Genomic DNA, 17,883 nt, shown 5'->3' with positions numbered 1-17,883 from the left:
CGATGTGTTTCATTTATGATTTAAATGTTGACACATTCATGATAGATCGCTATATTTATAAAAAATCATTTTCTTATCCAGAGAGGTGGAGGGACTGGCCCTTAGAAACCTCAGCAACAGATCTGAAGGATACTGTGCTAATTCCAGCGGGTGAAAGCCTGATAGATAGGAGCGTTTGTTTTTATTTGTCAGTAACGGCGCACTCTTTAGGCAGAGTGGGTCTTTTTTGTTTTTTCTGGATGAAGAAGTAGGGGAGCAGCAGGTATGGAGAACAACAACGACAAAGGGCATTTTCAGCGGAAAATGCAGGCACGGCATGTGGTCATGCTCTCTCTCGGAGGAGTTATTGGAACGGGATTATTCCTCAGCTCAGGTTACACCATTCAGCAAGCGGGACCACTGGGTACCATTCTGTCCTATCTGATCGGAGCCATCGTTGTATATCTGGTGATGCTCTGTCTTGGTGAACTGTCTGTTCATATGCCAGAGACGGGAGCATTTCATAGTTATGCAGCCAAATATATCGGACCAGCAACAGGCTACACGGTGGCTTGGTTATACTGGTTAACCTGGACTGTTGCGCTTGGCTCCGAATTCACAGCCGCCGGATTGCTGATGCAGCGCTGGTTCCCATCGGTGAACGTATGGATATGGAGCGCGCTCTTTGCCCTGATGATCTTTCTGTTTAACGCTTTAACGGTGAAATTATTTGCGGAATCCGAGTTCTGGTTCTCATCTGTAAAAGTAGTGACTATCGTAATCTTCATTATTATCGGTGGCGCAGCCATGTTTGGGTTCATTCCGATGGCGGATGCTGAACCAGCGCCGTTTCTATCGAACATTACCGCATCCGGGTGGTTCCCTCATGGGGCTACAGCGATATTGATGACCATGCTTGCTGTAAACTTTGCCTTCTCAGGCACCGAATTAATCGGCATTGCTGCCGGTGAGACGGAGAACCCGGAAAAGACGATACCGAAGGCTATTCATACAACGCTGTGGCGTTTAGTTATTTTCTTCATCGGAACGATCATTATCTTGTCGGCCTTACTGCCCATGTCGGATGCCAGTGTACTGGAAAGTCCGTTTGTAGCGGTAATGGAACGGGTGGGTGTACCCTATGCAGCAGACATTATGAACTTTGTTATTCTGACGGCGATTCTCTCTGCTGCCAATTCGGGCTTGTATGCATCTTCACGGATGCTCTGGTCTTTGGCTGACAAAAGAACGATCTCTCCGTGGTTTGCCAAATTGACCAAAAGTGGGGTACCACTGAATGCACTTCTGATCAGCATGGTAGGTGGTGCGCTGGCCTTGCTGTCCAGCATCATTGCGCCAGGTACCGTATATATAACACTGGTTTCCATTTCAGGTCTGGCTGTTGTTGCAGTATGGATGAGCATCAGTGCCTCCCAATACATGTTCCGCAGACAATATATCCGTGAAGGCCATGCGGTCAAAGATCTGGTGTACCGCACACCACTCTATCCGGTGGTACCGATTGTTTCATTTATATTATGCCTGGCTTCATGCATAGGTATTGCCTTTGACCCGACACAGCGAATTGCGCTGTATTGTGGGGTTCCGTTTATCGCATTATGTTACGCTGCTTATTATCTGACAGAACGTGTGAATAAGAAAAGAGGACAAGTACATGACGCAAGCACAACAGACTAACCCGATAGAACAGATCCTGCGTGAACATCCAGTCATGATTCTGGATGGAGCGTTGGCAACGGAACTTGAACAGCATGGATGTAATCTGGATGATCCGCTCTGGTCGGCTCGTGTGTTGCTTGAGAATCCGGATGTTATCGTTCAGGTCCATGCGGATTATTTCCGCGCAGGAGCCGACTGTGCAATTACATCCAGTTATCAGGCGACGGTGGATGGCTTCAGCAAGAGAGGAATCGATGAACAGGCAGCACTGGAGCTGATCCGCAAGACGGTGGAGTTGGCTGCAAAAGCGAGAGATGCCGTATGGGTGGAAGTGCAGAGTGATTTAGTAGGGAGAGAAAGCTCAACAGGTCAGCTTGTAGAAGCTCCTCCGGTACGTGCCGAGACGGTGGAGAATGAGGAGCAAATAACAGATCGTACAGTAGATCATGAAGGAGATTGTGCTCGTCCACGTCCAATTATTGCCGGGTCCGTTGGGCCGTACGGCGCCTATCTGGCGGATGGTTCAGAGTATGTGGGACATTACGGCGTGTCGGATGTGACGTTGGCTGCTTTCCATCGACCACGTATGGCAGCGTTGCTTGAAGCAGGTGCAGATATTCTGGCTTTTGAGACGATTCCTTCCTTGCAGGAAGCACAGGTGCTGGTTGATGTACTGAAGGAGTTTCCTCATGCGTATGCCTGGTTATCTTTTTCTTTAAAAGACGGGACAAGCATCAGCGAGGGCACACCGCTTGAGGTATGTGCACAGAAGTTTGGCTCTGAGCCGCAGATTGCGGCGATTGGCCTGAACTGTGCTCCGATGGAAGTGGTGAGGGAAGCAGTGGGTATTTTGAGCCGTACCAGCGATAAACCTGTTATTGTGTATCCGAACTCAGGAGAAGTATACGATGCGGCAACGAAGACGTGGAGCGGACAGGGTACATGTGGCAGTATGAGTGATGCTTCTGAGCAGTGGGTTGCGGCGGGCGCGCAAATTATTGGTGGTTGTTGCCGCACTACCCCACATCAGATTGGTGAACTTGCGAAGAAGTGGCGGAAATAGTTCTTAACACAATAAAACAAGCCCTTCCACATCCTATAGAGGTATGGAAGGGCTTGTTTTATTGTGTTAAGGCATCCTTATTACATTATTCGATAACCAGCATACGTGGCGATGCTTCCCGAATGATTCTTGAAGAGAACCATGAGCCAAGACTGGCTGCAATGATGGTTAGACAGGTGAACAGTACCATGCCACCCCAATGCAGGATCAGTGGAAGTTGTACGATACCATAACCGGAAAGGACCATTTCGAGTAGAAGAGGTAGCAGATATACGCCGACGAAAATACCCAGTATGGCTCCCACGGAGGACAGTATGAACATTCCCATGGTGAGCGATAACCTGATTTGGCGGGATGTCATTCCCAGCGATTTGTATATCCCGTACGTTCTGCTTTCTTTACGAATATTGATTCTACAGGTACTGAAAATAATGATGAACGTCACAGTAATAAACAACAATCCAATGAGGCTCATCGGATAGATCAGGATGTTAGCAGCTTCCGCGTAAACGGAATCAAGCAATGTCTTCTGAGTAACTACCGAAGCGAAATCTTTAAATTGCTCATTTAATTCCGAGGCAACCTTATCCGCTTGTGCCATATCGTTCACATTGATGAAGATAACATCAAATTCACTATAACTGGGGTTCACACTTCTCATAGCATCAATGGTGATTCTGCCTGAAACAGACATGTTGGCGATTGCCTGATAGATTCCTGTAATGAGGAATGTACGCTTTTCTCCTTCAATATAGATATCGATAAGATCACCGAGATCTTTATTTGATGTGTTGGCTACACTTACACCAAGGGCAATTTCATTCGCATGTTGTGGGTTAACCCCTTTTAACGTTTCGAATCCAAGTTCTTGATAACTCCCGTCCAGTACATTCAAGTTGATGCTGATGGATTGGCCCTTGACTGTTGCCGAAGACTCCGGGCTAATTACACCCGTTGTGTTCCCTTGCCAGCCTGCATTGCTAATCCTTGAATCCTCTTCTAACGTTTGTTTTAATTCAGTCTTTGGAACGTTACTTTTGTTCACGACCACTGCTGCGATATTGGCATTGTCATACCCCCATTTAGCTGCGGTCTGTTCAATTCCGGTTATACTGGTCAGCAGAACATAACCCAGAACAAGTACGGAAGAAGCCATGGTGGTTAGCAGGAGTGTTAGAACAGAGCTTTTGGTGTTTTTGAACACATGTCGGAATCCAAGCACGGCGGTCACAGGCAGTCGTGTGAAGCCGATCCAGTGGGCCAATGGCGAATTCATTTTGCCAGCCATCCGGCCGTGATCTATCTCCGACATACCATAACGAATAGCTTGCACGGGCTGTATGCTGCGTGCCTTTTTGGCATATAACACAGTGAACAGAATCACTAGAGCAAATAGTAGTGCGCCGGACAGTATGGCCGCATCCAATCCATGGACTGGAATGTTCTGATTCCCCACTCGAAGAGAGGATACAGAAATATTAATGATCCATTTGGATATCCATATACTGAGTGCAAGTCCTGGGATAATGGCTACGATGGATAACATTGCATATTGAATAACATAGGTGCCTATCGTTTTTCGGGAAGTCAGACCTAGTGATTTGAGGATTCCTATCGTTCTGTAATTGGCCAGGATGGCATCTGCAATCGTAAACCCGATGGTCATCAAAGCGATGGAGAGCATGACAACACCCATGAATATCATGATGAATCCAATAACCTGATTGATGATCAGATAGAAAGAGGCAATCGCCTCGAACTCCATTTTGGATTCCAGAAACGGAATACCTGTCTCACGATTGTATCGTTCCCAATACACCGAATTCATGCTGTAATCGTTAAAATGGATGCCCATCATACGATTCTCGTTGCCAGTAAGTGTAGCGAGATCATGTTGATAATCGGTAGGATTCATCCAGACCCGTGCTGTATTGGAGAAGGGTGCCCCGTATGGTACATCGATCACAATACCCGATACATTCAATTCGAGTGTGCTTGAGCCGGTTTTGAAGCCAATGGTATCACCTACCGAAATATGATAGGTATTTGCCATGGACGTTGGAATCCAGACGGAGCCTTGTTCGGGCACTGTGTCGGGCGTTCCACTTGAGAAAATTAGTTCATCCACACCCCAGGGCGGTGGAGGCGTATTAAACATGTACAGGTAGATGTTAGGGATGTGAGTTTCATTCAAAATGATGCCTGACAATGTACGATACGTTAGCAAAGGGGACACCTGAGCTCCATCCTGAGAAGCCCACCAGTTGTGCACAGCGTCAGGGTCATTGAGCCCTTTTTCAAACGTCAGGATCTGATGAGATCCATGGGTTCGGGTATGCATTTCATAAAACTGATTGCCTGTGTTCGCCAGAATGACAATAGCTGTAGATACAAGAAGTGTCGAGAGTAGCAGGAGCAGCGCAATCAGCGCATTTTGTATTTTGTTCCTGTTCAGATACGACAAGCTAAGTTTAAACATGACAGCCATCGTTATTCCTTCCCCGTAACCAAAGCGAAGATAATCGCTTCACGATCCTGAATTTGATGTTCGTCATAGGTGTCAAACTCAAGGATTCCGCCAATCTTGCCGTCCAAAATGTAGATCAGGCGATCTGCCCGACAGGCGGCCTTGATATCATGCGTCACCATAACAACAGACTGTCCTTTTCGGTTGAGGTCTGTAAGGATATTGAGAACAGCTGTGCCGTGTTCCATATTCAGGCTTCCGGTCGGTTCATCCGCAAAAATGATATCCGGTGAATTGATCAAAGCCCGTGCAATGGCAGCTCGCTGCTGTTGTCCTCCAGATGTCTGGGAGGGGAGGCGGTCACGCTGTCCATCAATATCCATGGCATTCATCAGCTCAGCAGCGCGGGATTGGATGTCCTTCGTTTTGTTTCCAGCGATATATCCCGGTAAAGCAATGTTCTCTTTGATGGAAAGGTCTGGGACCAGATTGATGCTCTGATAGATATAACCAATCCGGCGGGTGCGGAAGTCGGACATTTCCCGTTCACTATAAACGTCAATCCGTTGGTTGCGAAAATAGACCTCACCTGCTGTGATCTGATCTAGTCCGCTTAGCAGATATAGGAGAGTTGATTTGCCAGAGCCAGAGTTACCCATGATGACCGTGAATTCTCCTTCATAGATGTCGAGATCAACATTACGGATGGCATGATATTGTTCACTTCCGCTGTTGTACGTTTTGCACAGATTCTGTGCACGGATAATCACTTTTTTGGACAAGTCGAATCACTCCCGAGTGCAGTATAGGATTCATTCTAGAGGAGGGATGTTGAGGAAGCCTTATCAAATTATGAATAAAGTATTACAGCTGTTGAGTGTAGGCTCAGCAGATCGGCAGATAGAACCGGAAAGTTGTGCCTTGTCCTTCTTTACTAGTAAAGGAAATATGGCCTCCATGTGCTTCAATAATGCTTTGGCAGATGGAAAGGCCCAGCCCTGTACCTTCCTGAACACGTTGTTCTGCATGACTCGCCTGGCCTCTGAAGTAACGCTGAAAAACAAACGGCATGTCCTGTACACGTATTCCCTGACCCGAATCGGCAATCGTCACTTTCAAGTGCCCGGATTCCAGTTCCATATCAATACGGATCGTGTCTCCTGGAGCTGTATGCTTGAGGGCATTGGCGGCAAGATTGGAGATCACCTGTTCAATTCGAGTGGGATCGATAGCGATTAACACATTGGGGATGTAGTTGGGCCCTTTATAGATAAGCCCCTTTGTTAGGACAACATGTTCAATAGGTTTCAACATCGTCTCCAGTATAGGCCCACTGTACATTTCACGGGTTTCCACCGAAATTTGCCCCAATTCCTGAAGTGCATGAACCAGCAGATCCTCCACAAGGCGGGCTGTCTTATCCGTATGGGTCCGCATGACTCCCATATATTCCATCAGCGTCTCCTGATCGTTGCATAGTCCTTCCTCAATAGCTTCTATGTATGCTTTTATCGTGGTAATTGGTGTTTTAATGTCATGAGATATATTGGTGATGAGTTCTTTTTGTGCTTGTTCCTGCTGAATACGCTGCTCGCTCATATGTTTAATCTCCGTGCGCATTAGATCAAACATGGCATATACTTCGAGCAATTCATCGTTCCGGTTGTACTGGATTTTTTCTTCATAATTGCCTTTAAGCATGGATTCCGCATGTTGCTTCAATTGATGGATGGGAGAGAGCAGATGTTTGTCCAGTTTTCGTTTCATCCAAAATAGAAATAAGCTCAGAATCAGGGACAGGAGCATGAGTGCGCTAATCAATATAACCGGAAAAGTCATCGGTTGCTGAACAGTAACCATAGCTTGGGGGATGGAAAAGATGGCATTGCCGATCTGACTTCCCATCGGTCCATCCATCACGGGAAAAGCAATATCAAGCAAATCGTTACCGCCCGCCGCCTGCGTGGCATGATGCAGATCATAATGAAGAGCGGTACGCAGATTAACTTGCGTTCCTTCAGAGATAGGGTCGGAGGACAGAATGACTTTTCCATCCAAGTTTAGATAGGTAAGCAGAACTCTGGTCTCTCTGGCGGTGGAACGTATGTCTTCACGAATATTTTGTTCATTAAGATACTGATGATTTTGCTCCAAAGCGAGTAAGATCGGATTGACCTTGAGTCGAACCTGATTCAGGGACAGATTGGATTCGCCTGAATTTTGATCTTGTAACAGCATCATCGACAGTGCAAGAATACTTAAAACGATAATCATGAGAAGCCCAAGTGTTGTTAACAACCAGCGTTTGGACCAGCTGTTCAATGACATGTGGGAGCCTCCAATCTCACTTATTCGTAATTGAATTTGTAACCGACACCCCATACCGTCTTCAGAACGGTCGGATGCGAGGCATCTGCCTCAATTTTTTCACGCAGTCTGCGAATGTATACGGTTACGGTATTTTCATCGCCGTAGGTTGCATATCCCCAGATGGCATCGAGCAACTGGGCTTTGGAGAATACCTGATTCTTATGGCTTGCCAGATAATGAAGTAATTCGAATTCCTTGGCAGACAGAGAAACTTCCGATCCGTTTAATGTAACTTTATAGGCTTTTTTATCAATCACCAGGTTTCCAAGATGCAGCAGATCTGTTCTGTCTCCAACGGATGTCATGCTGTCATAACGCCTGAAGTGGGCATTAATCCGTGCTAACAGTTCGCTCAGCGAGAAGGGCTTGGTCATATAGTCGTCTGCTCCAAAGCCAAGACCAAGTACCTTATCGGTATCACTGCCTCTGGCACTTAGAATGAGGATGGGGATATTGTTGCGCCTTCTGATCTCTCGACAGACCTCGATCCCGTCCATGTCCGGAAGCATAATATCCAGAATGATGTAGTCTGGTTGAATAAGATCCATGATCTGAAGCCCGTCTTGTCCAGTGGCTGCCACGGCGGCTTCATATTGATTTTTGGTTAAATAATCTCGCAGAATGCGCGAAATATCTGATTCATCCTCGATGATGAGGACTTTGCGCTGGTGGGTTAGCATATGTATCGCTCCAGTATGATAGATGGGAATTCAATGAGATATATGAATTAGGTAAGGTGACAGTCTTTATAATTGTACAGTCTTGTTCTCTTGGAGTCACATGAAAAAATATTGAAGTGTACTTCATTCTTATATAAAACGTTCTGACTTCCAGTCGTACTGAGAGTTGATCATAGTTCAATGTATTAAAATAACCCATGAACCTCTTTAAGGTCATGGGTTTCTGATACTTAACATCATACATGCTCCAGATCATCGATAGGCTCATGCTGCTTGGATTTGAGATACTCCGCCGGAGACACACCGAAGTGCGCCCGGAATACCCGGTGGAAATAGGAGTAGCTTGCAAAACCGCAGGATTCCGCAATATGCTCCAGTGTCATTTCACTGTATTTCATTCGTTCCAGCGCTGCATTCAGACGGATCTCAATCGCATATTGAATCATGGTCTGATTGTAGTGCTCCTTGAATAAACGGACTGCACGTGACAGACTGAGCCCCGCATAACGAGCCGCTTCCTCAAGCTTGAACGTAACCGTGGCATGCTCCTCAATAAAACGTTTTAACTTCAGCGCAGAGGACACTGCCCGATCAGTCTGAATATTCTCTTTAATTGCCCGGTCAATATACAGACATAATCCGCGCAGTAACGCATCCTTTAGCTCCGCATTCTCCTCAAGAGGTCCGCGACGTTTCTCAAGTAACATATTTCTCCACAGGCTGATGAGCTTGTCATCAAGTCCAATCCGGCTCACGGTAGATCGATGCTGCCGTTTCCACCAGTTCTCGATCCAGCTGCCCTCGCAGAACAGATAATAATCTCCGCTAGACAAGCGTCCTTCCTTATGTGGTTCATCGACCACGAGATGATAGTCGTCACCAGGCTTTAAGAGCAGCAAGTCCCCGCTCGTCATCCTGAATTCCTCATCCTGTACATATACTTTGCATGAGCCTTCGGTCTGCAGACGGAACAGGTAGGTTTGCAGCTCGCCCTTCATATTATGAGTGAACGCCTTATAGTGGTATGAGTAGTCACAGATCAGTACAGATGTCTCTAACGTATCCAAAGATAAAATCCCCCAATATGTACATCCTTTTACATCATAAGTTTAACTTAACATTTACACGAAAACGGAGAGGACAGAAAGAACCTGAAGAAACGAAGTGTTCGCCTTTATCTCCGGATTTTATCCTTTTGAAAAGGAAATCAAAAAAATCTGGGGATAACAGCGATCGGAAGGTTGTTCTGTCATCGGAGTGCCAGTGTAAATATCTTCAGTTGAAATTAGCTACATTCAATAGATGCAAAATGATGGAAATAAAATTTGATCAGATAGTTCATGTTCTGACTATATTGTATATGTTCATTCTAGCCTGTTTTGCGGTAGGATGATACCAGATAGAGCAATGAAAGCAAATTTGAGAACAGAGGTGTATCCTACATGAAAAAACTTAATATTGGTTTGCAATTGTTTACACTCCGTGATGAAACTGCAGCAGATTTTCGTGGTACGTTGCGTAAGGTAGCGGCCCTTGGATATGAAGGCGTGGAGTTTGCCGGATATGGTGACATTCCAGCCGAAGAAATGAAAGCGCTACTAGATGAACTTGGATTGAAAGGATTCAGCAGCCATGTTCCACTACATGCGATGCGCGAAGACTTGCAAAAACAACTCGATTACCTGAAAACAATTGGTGCACAATATATCATTTGTCCTTACCTGATGCCAGAAGATCGTCCTGAGAATGCAGAAGGTTGGACCAAGCTGTTCGCTGAGTTACAACAATATGGAGCTGAAGCGGCGAAGCAAGGTTTGATCTTCGGATACCATAATCATGACTTTGAATTCCACGGTCAGGTTGGTGATGCCAATGCCTTTGATGCCATGTTTGCTCAAACATCACCGGAAACGGTAAAAGTGGAAATGGATGTATGTTGGGTACAATTTGCGGGACAAAATCCGATCGAGTATATTAATAAATATGCGGGTCGCTTGCCGCTGCTTCATCTGAAGGACTTCAGCAAAGACGAACAGGGCCAGATGAAAACACTGGAATTGGGACAAGGTTCAGTTGACCTGCCGGCTGTTATTGAAGGCGCTACGAATGCAGGTGTGGAATGGCTGATCGTGGAACAAGACGTATGTCAGAACCCTCCGCTTGAGAGCGTATCCAACAGCTACAACTGGTTGAAAGAAAACTACCTGAATCAATTCTAATGGACCATCAAACCATGAAAAATGTGAATCTATTTGTCAAAGGAGACTTATGTACATGAGTAAAATTAAAGTTGCTGTATTCGGCTGTGGAGCCATTGCCGAGCGCAGACATATTCCAGAGTACGCTGCCAATGAGAACGTAGAACTTGTCGCTTTTGCCGATCCGATTGTGGAGCGTGCGGAGAAGATGGCCGAGACTTACGGCGGTAAAGCGTATTCCAGTTACGAAGAATTGCTTGCAAACGAAACGGTGGATGCCGTTAGTGTGTGTACACCAAACTATCTGCATGCGCCAATGGCGATTGCTGCTGCAAATGCGGGCAAGCATGTATTGGTTGAGAAACCAATGGCAGTATCCACTGAGGAAGGCGAGCAAATGATCGAAGCTGCCAAGAAAAATGGCGTGTACTTGATGGTTGGACACAACCAGCGTTTGATGCCTCCTCACGTAAAAGCAAAAGAAATTCTCGACTCCGGCAAACTCGGTAAAGTCCTGAATTTCCGTACATCGTTTGGTCACCCAGGTCCGGAAGCATGGAGTGTGGACGGAGCTGAAAGCTGGTTCTTCCGTAAAGAAGAAGCGATTATGGGCGCGATGGGCGACCTGGGCGTACACAAATCAGACTTCATCCGTTATTTGCTAAATGATGAAGTATCTGAAGTGGCTGGTTTCATCAGCACACTGCACAAGGAAGGCACTAAAGTTGACGATAACGCAACTTGTTTGCTGCGTATGAAGAGCGGAGCAATCGGAACGCTCGTAGCGAGCTGGACACAATACAGAGCTGGAGACAACAGTACAGTGCTGTGGTGCGAGAATGGCGTTATGAAGATCGGAACAGTGGAAGGCGATGAAGTTATCGTTGAACTGACCAATGGTACAGTTGAGACGTACAAAGTTGGTGCCATGGCTACCAATGAGAAACAAGTGCCGAGTGGTGTAATTGACGCATTTGTAGAGTCGATTGTAACCCAAACACCTCCAGCGATTTCCGGAGAAGAGGGATTACGTTCCCTGCAAGTGATCCTGGCAGCATTCGAATCCGAGAAAACAGGTCAGATCATTAAGCTGTAATTCAACTGAATAACAGTGCAATTTCTAACATTCTATATGGCTTAATCTATGACATAAAGGACTTACCTTCAGAGATGTGCTCTGGGGTAAGTCCTTCTGTATTTGTTGATGAATAATTAACTTTCTTTAGATGCCGGCCGGCACTTCACTACCTAGGTCCAGCCATGTTATTTCAGCAGGAGTCAGCGTGATGCGGGAACCTTCGTCACAGGAGAGCAGCTCCGCCTGATTTTGGGCTCCGATCAGGGCACAGGTTGGGAACGTCTGATTCAATACATAAGCGAGTGCAATCTGGATCGGTGTTGTTTTCTTCGAATTCGCCAATTGTTCAGCCCGGCGCAACCGTTCCCAGTTGCCATCACTGTAAAATACACGCACCAGATCTTCGTTATCCCGAACTTCAGGTGTGAATCTTCCAGTGAAGAAACCACGTGCTTGGGAGGACCAGGATAGCAAGGGCAACTTGGATTGCTCATGCCATGCCAGTGTCTCTGCATCTGCTGACACACAGCCTTCCCAGAAAGGTTCGTTTGCTTTGGCGAGACTGAGATTTGGGCTGCTGAATGTGAAGCCCTTCAGGCCATTTGCCGTAGCGTATGCATTGGCTTCCTCGAGCCGCTGCCAGGTCCAGTTGGAGGCGCCAATTGCGCCGATTTTACCGGATTCAATATGTTCGTTCAGTGCTTCAAGAATAACACTGACAGGGGTATTGGGATCATCCCGGTGCAAGGCATACATCTCTACGTGATCTGTCTGCAGACGCTCCAGACTTTCCATCAAGTCACTGCGGATGGCATCAGCGTTCACACGTGGTCCATTCTGGTCATGATGCGCGCCTTTGGTGAGAATGACGATCTGGTCGCGGTTACCACGTTCCTTCATGTAACGACCAAGGACTTCTTCACTCTGTCCACCACAATAGATATGTGCTGTATCTACAGTGTTACCACCAATCGACAGAAAAGCATCCATGTTCGTAGCTGCTTTATCGTAGGCATCATGCACGAAATAATCGGTTCCTTTAATCAATCTGGAGACACGTTTACCTGCACCAGCAATTTCGATATATTCCATAAGTCAGTTCATCCTCTCAATTATAGTGTAATTCGTGTACGTTCTTCCGCTGAACGAAGGCAAGCTTCCAGTACTTTCATATTAGCTACTGCATCGGAAGGGGCGAAGCGCAGATCCTTGCTCTGAAGTACAGCACGTGCCATATCATCTCCCTGTAGAGAGTAGTGGTTCACTTGCGGGACTTCAATCTCTCTGCGTTCACCACCAGCCGTTACATAGAAGTTGGAACTGCGGTCCTGTCCGCTGATAAATGCAGAAGGTACTTCAATAATCCCGTCGGATCCCAATACCTCCAGCGTGTTGCGGAAGGCTGCCCACATGCTGCTGTCAAACGTCACGCCAACGTGATTATCGAATTCCAGCAGTCCGGAAGCCATCATATCGACCTGATCATGCTGTGGGGAGAACATGCCAATAACGGTAACTGCACTTGGTTCTTGACCAAGCAGCAGACGTGCTACGCTTATGGAATAACATCCGATATCATACAGTGCACCTCCGCCCCAATCCCGCCGAAAGCGGACATTGCCGGATGCATTGGAGTTATTAAATGAAAATGTGCTGTGCATACCACGAATCTCACCAATCTCACCGCTGGCAATGATATCCCGAATCTGCTCATATCTTGGATGATGGCGGTACATGAATGCTTCAGCCAGATGCACACCTGCATCTGCACAAGCTTGAACCATCTCCTGAGCTTCCTGTTCTGTCAGAGCCAGTGGTTTTTCGCACAAAATATGTTTGCCTGCTTCAGCAGCACGGATCGTCCATTCCCGATGCAGATGATTCGGCAATGGGATATATACGGCATCAATGGAATCATCTGCGAGTAAAGCTTCATAACTACCATAAGCCTTGTCGATCCCAAGTTGATCAGCCGTCTGTTTGGCTTTATCTTCGTCCCGACTGGCAATCGCGGTTACTTCATTTAGCTCAGATTGCTGCAGGCCTGGAATGACGGATTCCACAGCAATGCTAGCGCTACCAAGAATGCCCCAACGCAATTTTTGAACTGAATTCATGTGTTGTATCCTCCTGTGTATGAATGTATATTGTGATTATAAAGAATAGACCAATGAATTAAAATGATAATATATTGAAATTAGTTAACACAATATTGTTGATTAAGGAGAACCGGCTATGATGAGACAATCCGTATTGCTTACCCTACAGGATATTCCATATTTTTGTTATCCCGAGTCCGTTGGACATTATATGGACCACGTCCAGCATTCCGTGTTGCGTGAGGCTGGCGCACTGAACAACTTTAATATTCACTACGTTGCTTCGGGCAAGGGATATGTTGAAGTGGACGGGGTGGTGCATGAGCTTCGTGCAGGTCAGGCGGTTCTCTATTTCCCGCAGCAGCGGCAGCATTATTATAGTAGTGAAGATGATCCCTGGGATGTAAGATGGCTTCATTTTTACGGTGAACGTCTGCATGATTATATGATCGAGCGGGGGTTACATCGCAATCTATTGTGGACACTGCGGCAACGCAGCTCTTGGGAAGAGGCTCATCTGGCCTTGCTCACTGAGGCGGAACAGAACACGATGCTGCGTCCGGCTCAGCTATCCACACTGACTTATGCCGTACTCGCCGAGTTCGTGCAGCATGCGGTACCTTTAAAGAGCACACGCACTACCAGCAAGACGGAGAGTCGGGTTCTTGCGCTGCTTCCACAGATGCAGCAGGAGGCCTGCCAACCTTTCCTGTTACAGGACTGGGCGGATCTCGCAGGTGTGAGTTCGTATTACTTTTGCAAAATGTTCAAGAGTGCTGTGGAGATGACACCCATGGAGTTTATCACTCGTTCACGACTACAGATGGCGAAGCAATGGTTACTCGAACGGCCTACGGCCAACATTGGACAAATCGCGGAGGAAGCGGGATATCCCAATGCCAGTTATTTTAACCGCCAGTTCATGGCCCATGAGGGGATGACACCTACGGATTATCGCGGATTGTATCACAATTAACCCGTATCCTTTCGATGTTACCGGCGCTTGAGGTATAGTGGTTTGACACAGAGCTCAATCAAGTCTATTATGGATAAATTAAATCCGTGTATAATGAGGTGCCCTCATGAAATATTCAAAAGCGACAAACTATGCTTTGCATACGATGCTTCATCTTGTAAGTACTGCTCCTGAGCAGCTGGTTAGTGTACACCAACTTGCAGAATTGCAGAAGGTATCACCAACCTATCTGTCCAAAATTTTGACCAAATTGGTTAAGGCGGGCATGATCGAATCGACTTCTGGCGCCAATGGTGGCTACCGGCTTAGTCGTAAAAATCCTGATCCTTCTTTCCTGGAGATCATTCATGCGATTGAAGGTCAGGCGTCCCTGTTCGAATGTTCCCAGAATCATAACGCAGGCTGTTTGATCCAGCAGGTGATGGTGCAGGCGGAAGAAGAGATGGAAAGTTTTTTGAACAATAAAAAAATGTCAGAACTGGCTTCCCAGATGAAGGGTGCACATTCCCTGTAAGTTGCACTAGAAGTGAAGTTTCGATGGACGCGGTTAACTCGTCTGGCACATAGGTATATCCAGGTCTTTCCCAACCTCGCGAGAGGTAAGGAAAGATTTTTTTGTATCGTTGTACCTATTAGAAGCCGAATGGTACAATAAGGAAGGTATAGTATGCATACATACATGATCCAAATCTTACATCACATTTTACATCTCTGGAGGGACAACACATGAGCCAATCAACGATCACAGGACTGGAACAATTGCTCGCGCTTGAAAACATTCGGAATACCAAGGCGCGTTATTGCCGCTATATTGATACGAAGCAGTGGGATACCTTGGGTGACGTATTCGCTCCGGATGCTGTGGCCGATTTCAGCACAGAAGGCAATCCAATTCCGGTATTAACAGGCCGAGATACGATCGTACAAGTCTTCCGTGATCTGGTGGATGTTGCCGTAACCGTGCATCATGTTCATAGCGCCGAAGTTGAATTTGTATCCGAGAACGAAGCAAAGGTCATCTCCCCAATGGAAGATTGGGTCACTTTCCCGGAGGGCAATGAGAACAAATCCTTCCACGGATTTGGGCATTACCACGAAACTTTTGTCAAAATCGACGGCCAGTGGTACATCAAACATACAAGTCTGAAACGTCTTCGTTTGGACCTGTTTGAATAGGATAAGGATGGATAAAGATCACTTACAGAGGTTCGGTGCTGTAAGTGATTTTTTGGTTACCATGGAAACGAGTATTGTTCCGAAATTCGATATCAGACAAAATGTGAGTGCTTTATGTGAATTGTAAGATTATTTTACATAAAATTGAATTAATAGCATTGACGTTCCAAAAGTCATGGGTTAAGATATTCACAATAAAACAATTACATTTTATTACACAAATTGAAACTTAGGGATTTAATTCTCTCTTATTTTATGTATATTTCCGCTTGGCTAATTTGTTAATCAGAGGATGATGCCATGAACTGGTACGCATTGTTTGTACATACAGGAAGCGAAGAAGTCATTAGGAAATACCTACATATGTATCTAGGAACCTCCATCCGAGTTTTAATCCCCAAGAGAAAAGTTCCGGAGAAGAAATCAGGTATTTTTGAAGCCTGTACCAAAAAACTCTTTCCTGGTTATGTATTAATTCAAGTCAACATGTCCGCCGAAACATACCACTTAATCTGTTCTATTCCTCATATCATTAAAATGCTGGGAACTAATGCAAGCTGCACGCCAATCCCGGATCATGAAATGACCACATTGCTTAACCTCATCAATCCGGAAGATATTATCGATTATTCAACCGTATATATGGAAAATACCAAAGTTGTGGTGCTGGATGGCCCATTGATGGGAAACGAAGGCATCATTAAGAAGATTGACAAGCATACACGCAGAGCAAAGGTGTGGCTTCATCTAACAGGCTACGATGAACCCAAATTAGTTGATTTGGGTGTTGAAATTTTATATGCAACACAAGAAAAATGAGTACTCAGACATGTTATGGTCACATACGACAACCAAAACCGGAGGAGCAGAATGAAGCTTAGGCACATTTTGCAACCAAAGGAGTCATATGCATAAACACTGAAATACACATTGTGTATCAACAGGGCGAAGCCATGTACGTTGAGCAGTCATCACTACATGTTGTTGAATAAGGTATTTCTGTGACAGTAAAGCGCAAACAAGCGGCTGAACTGTTCTTTTTTTTGTCTTCAGGAAATTTATTGTTTTCAGAGAGGGCTGCTCACCTTGGATTCAGGAAAGGAAGACGTGATGCATGAGACAAATGACCATTCGCGGTATCGGCATGTATGTGCCGGAATCCGTGTTGACGAATCAGGGGCTGGAGGCCATGGACATTAACGCCAATGCGGACTGGATCTACCATAACCTTGGAATCCGCGAACGAAGAATCTCCCATAAGCATGAGTATACCAGTGATTTGGCATTGGAAGCTGCGAGACAAGCTATAGAGCAGGCTGCGATGGATGCCGAGGATATTGATATGATCATTATGGCGACCTTCACACCGGATCGTTTAATACCACATCCGTCCGCTCTTGTGAAGGAAAAGCTTGGAGCAGACCAAGCCATTTGTCTGGATCTTCGCGCGGGCTGTGCCGGGTTCAGCTATGGATTATTGAATGCGTATTATACGTTCCAGGCTGAAGAAGATATAAGCAATATTCTAGTCATCGGCGCGGATACCTATTCGAAAGTAACGGATTGGCAGGATCGGGCAGCATGTTCCAGTGTGGGAGACGGCGCAGGGGCATTTGTCTTACAGGAATTAGATGAAAATGACTCTTATCACAGCGTTTTTTTGAACGGAATCATGCATCACGAGAATATGGAAGATATTAGTTATGGAACATTGCCTGTTCATTATGGACAAATTCCTGACGGATCTGTTTCCGTCTATACGTCCAATGGCCGATATTTATATGAACAATTGGTCCGAGGTATTCCACGGCTCGTGAACCGTCTTTTACGCAAAGTAAAATGGAATATGGGGGAAGTAGATCTGTTTATTTTCCCGCAAACGAACAGTAATCTGATTCGAGAACTCGCCGTTGCCTTGGGCATCCCACAAGAAAAAGCCTATATGACGATGGAAAAATACGGGTATACCTCTAACGCCTGTTTGCCAATTGCGGTGACCGAGGCTGTGAAGCAAGGGGCACTGAAAGCAGGTAATCGTGTTGTGTTGGTTGGGGCCGGGGCTGGAACGTATTATTGCGCTACAGCGATTAGATGGGGAGAAGTCGTGTAAGTGGAGA

16 protein-coding genes and 1 riboswitch are annotated in these 17,883 nt (G+C 46.0%); of the genes, 9 read left to right on the top strand and 7 right to left on the bottom strand.

The annotated features are described in order from the left end of the window. Nucleotides 1–70 precede the first annotated feature (70 nt). Nucleotides 71–172: riboswitch (SAM riboswitch) on the top strand. A 92-nt stretch (nucleotides 173–264) separates the two neighbouring features. After that, entirely contained in the window at nucleotides 265–1,677 is a 1,413-nt protein-coding gene (gene mmuP / locus AC4E8D_RS27205; RefSeq protein ID WP_339179634.1) for an S-methylmethionine permease, read from the top strand. Next, complete coding sequence (gene mmuM / locus AC4E8D_RS27200) at nucleotides 1,655–2,722, top strand: homocysteine S-methyltransferase (protein ID WP_221820616.1); 1,068 nt, start codon at nucleotides 1,655–1,657, stop codon at nucleotides 2,720–2,722. The genes mmuP and mmuM overlap by 23 nt, the downstream gene beginning before the upstream one ends. An 85-nt stretch (nucleotides 2,723–2,807) precedes the next feature. On the opposite strand, the gene AC4E8D_RS27195 is transcribed toward mmuM, so the two are convergent. The 5 genes from AC4E8D_RS27195 to AC4E8D_RS27175 form a co-directional block, all read right to left on the bottom strand. Continuing rightward, nucleotides 2,808–5,201: an ABC transporter permease gene (locus tag AC4E8D_RS27195; RefSeq protein WP_339305742.1), complete on the bottom strand. Its 2,394-nt coding sequence runs from the start codon at nucleotides 5,199–5,201 to the stop codon at nucleotides 2,808–2,810. Between the two features lie 11 nt (nucleotides 5,202–5,212). Further along, nucleotides 5,213–5,971, bottom strand: a complete 759-nt coding sequence (locus AC4E8D_RS27190) for an ABC transporter ATP-binding protein (RefSeq protein WP_221820619.1) — start codon at nucleotides 5,969–5,971, stop codon at nucleotides 5,213–5,215. A 103-nt stretch (nucleotides 5,972–6,074) separates the two neighbouring features. Then, nucleotides 6,075–7,517 (bottom strand): sensor histidine kinase, encoded by a 1,443-nt coding sequence (locus tag AC4E8D_RS27185; protein WP_490205411.1) that lies wholly within the window; start codon nucleotides 7,515–7,517, stop codon nucleotides 6,075–6,077. Nucleotides 7,518–7,537: 20 nt separating this feature from the next. Further along, the gene (locus AC4E8D_RS27180; protein WP_339179622.1) at nucleotides 7,538–8,239 is read right to left on the bottom strand and encodes a response regulator transcription factor; all 702 of its coding nucleotides are present in this window, start codon (nucleotides 8,237–8,239) and stop codon (nucleotides 7,538–7,540) included. 236 nt (nucleotides 8,240–8,475) lie between these two features. Further along, nucleotides 8,476–9,306, bottom strand: coding sequence for a helix-turn-helix domain-containing protein (locus tag AC4E8D_RS27175; protein WP_221820625.1), 831 nt, complete (start codon nucleotides 9,304–9,306; stop codon nucleotides 8,476–8,478). A 375-nt stretch (nucleotides 9,307–9,681) separates the two neighbouring features. Between AC4E8D_RS27175 and AC4E8D_RS27170 the strand changes: the two genes are divergently transcribed. Together AC4E8D_RS27170 and AC4E8D_RS27165 are read left to right on the top strand one after the other, a co-directional pair. Continuing rightward, nucleotides 9,682–10,458 carry a sugar phosphate isomerase/epimerase family protein gene (locus tag AC4E8D_RS27170; protein WP_339305739.1) on the top strand — a complete coding sequence of 259 codons (777 nt, stop codon included), beginning with the start codon at nucleotides 9,682–9,684 and terminating at the stop codon, nucleotides 10,456–10,458. A gap of 55 nt (nucleotides 10,459–10,513) precedes the next feature. Further along, entirely contained in the window at nucleotides 10,514–11,533 is a 1,020-nt protein-coding gene (locus tag AC4E8D_RS27165) for a Gfo/Idh/MocA family protein (RefSeq protein ID WP_062836369.1), read from the top strand. Between the two features lie 126 nt (nucleotides 11,534–11,659). On the opposite strand, the gene AC4E8D_RS27160 is transcribed toward AC4E8D_RS27165, so the two are convergent. Next, on the bottom strand, nucleotides 11,660–12,607 hold the full coding sequence (locus AC4E8D_RS27160) for an aldo/keto reductase (protein ID WP_339305737.1): 948 nt from the start codon (nucleotides 12,605–12,607) through the stop codon (nucleotides 11,660–11,662). 20 nt (nucleotides 12,608–12,627) lie between these two features. Beyond that, nucleotides 12,628–13,632 (bottom strand): Gfo/Idh/MocA family protein, encoded by a 1,005-nt coding sequence (locus tag AC4E8D_RS27155; RefSeq protein ID WP_339305735.1) that lies wholly within the window; start codon nucleotides 13,630–13,632, stop codon nucleotides 12,628–12,630. A gap of 118 nt (nucleotides 13,633–13,750) precedes the next feature. On the opposite strand from AC4E8D_RS27155, the gene AC4E8D_RS27150 reads away from it, so the two are divergent. The 5 genes from AC4E8D_RS27150 (at nucleotide 13,751) to AC4E8D_RS27130 (ending at nucleotide 17,876) form a co-directional block, all read left to right on the top strand. Next, a complete protein-coding gene (locus AC4E8D_RS27150; protein WP_339179614.1) occupies nucleotides 13,751–14,590 on the top strand; it encodes an AraC family transcriptional regulator in 840 nt (279 codons plus the stop codon). A 106-nt stretch (nucleotides 14,591–14,696) separates the two neighbouring features. Next, entirely contained in the window at nucleotides 14,697–15,104 is a 408-nt protein-coding gene (locus AC4E8D_RS27145; protein WP_017692155.1) for an RrF2 family transcriptional regulator, read from the top strand. Nucleotides 15,105–15,316: 212 nt separating this feature from the next. Next, nucleotides 15,317–15,766 (top strand): nuclear transport factor 2 family protein, encoded by a 450-nt coding sequence (locus AC4E8D_RS27140; RefSeq protein WP_074096526.1) that lies wholly within the window; start codon nucleotides 15,317–15,319, stop codon nucleotides 15,764–15,766. A 300-nt stretch (nucleotides 15,767–16,066) separates the two neighbouring features. Further along, nucleotides 16,067–16,585, top strand: coding sequence for an antiterminator LoaP (gene loaP, locus AC4E8D_RS27135; protein WP_221820635.1), 519 nt, complete (start codon nucleotides 16,067–16,069; stop codon nucleotides 16,583–16,585). Between the two features lie 295 nt (nucleotides 16,586–16,880). Next, nucleotides 16,881–17,876 (top strand): 3-oxoacyl-ACP synthase III family protein, encoded by a 996-nt coding sequence (locus AC4E8D_RS27130; protein ID WP_221820636.1) that lies wholly within the window; start codon nucleotides 16,881–16,883, stop codon nucleotides 17,874–17,876. Nucleotides 17,877–17,883: the final 7 nt, after the last annotated feature.

The organism is Paenibacillus sp. SRL342, assembly GCF_984798905.1.
Note: the sequence above shows the minus strand (reverse complement) of the source record. Positions and strands in the feature narration are given on the sequence as shown.

Bases quoted from the DNA above. Each gene is read 5' to 3' on its own strand.
- AC4E8D_RS27195 (WP_339305742.1), bottom strand. From the start codon at position 5,201: ATGTTTAAACTTAGCTTGTCGTATCTGAACAGGAACAAAATACAAAAT.
- AC4E8D_RS27180 (WP_339179622.1), bottom strand. From the start codon at position 8,239: ATGCTAACCCACCAGCGCAAAGTCCTCATCATCGAGGATGAATCAGAT.
- AC4E8D_RS27130 (WP_221820636.1), top strand. From the start codon at position 16,881: ATGAGACAAATGACCATTCGCGGTATCGGCATGTATGTGCCGGAATCC.
- AC4E8D_RS27160 (WP_339305737.1), bottom strand. From the start codon at position 12,607: ATGGAATATATCGAAATTGCTGGTGCAGGTAAACGTGTCTCCAGATTG.
- AC4E8D_RS27150 (WP_339179614.1), top strand. From the start codon at position 13,751: ATGATGAGACAATCCGTATTGCTTACCCTACAGGATATTCCATATTTT.
- AC4E8D_RS27155 (WP_339305735.1), bottom strand. From the start codon at position 13,632: ATGAATTCAGTTCAAAAATTGCGTTGGGGCATTCTTGGTAGCGCTAGC.
- AC4E8D_RS27140 (WP_074096526.1), top strand. From the start codon at position 15,317: ATGAGCCAATCAACGATCACAGGACTGGAACAATTGCTCGCGCTTGAA.
- loaP (WP_221820635.1), top strand. From the start codon at position 16,067: ATGAACTGGTACGCATTGTTTGTACATACAGGAAGCGAAGAAGTCATT.
- AC4E8D_RS27165 (WP_062836369.1), top strand. From the start codon at position 10,514: ATGAGTAAAATTAAAGTTGCTGTATTCGGCTGTGGAGCCATTGCCGAG.
- AC4E8D_RS27185 (WP_490205411.1), bottom strand. From the start codon at position 7,517: ATGTCATTGAACAGCTGGTCCAAACGCTGGTTGTTAACAACACTTGGG.
- AC4E8D_RS27145 (WP_017692155.1), top strand. From the start codon at position 14,697: ATGAAATATTCAAAAGCGACAAACTATGCTTTGCATACGATGCTTCAT.
- AC4E8D_RS27170 (WP_339305739.1), top strand. From the start codon at position 9,682: ATGAAAAAACTTAATATTGGTTTGCAATTGTTTACACTCCGTGATGAA.
- mmuP (WP_339179634.1), top strand. From the start codon at position 265: ATGGAGAACAACAACGACAAAGGGCATTTTCAGCGGAAAATGCAGGCA.
- mmuM (WP_221820616.1), top strand. From the start codon at position 1,655: ATGACGCAAGCACAACAGACTAACCCGATAGAACAGATCCTGCGTGAA.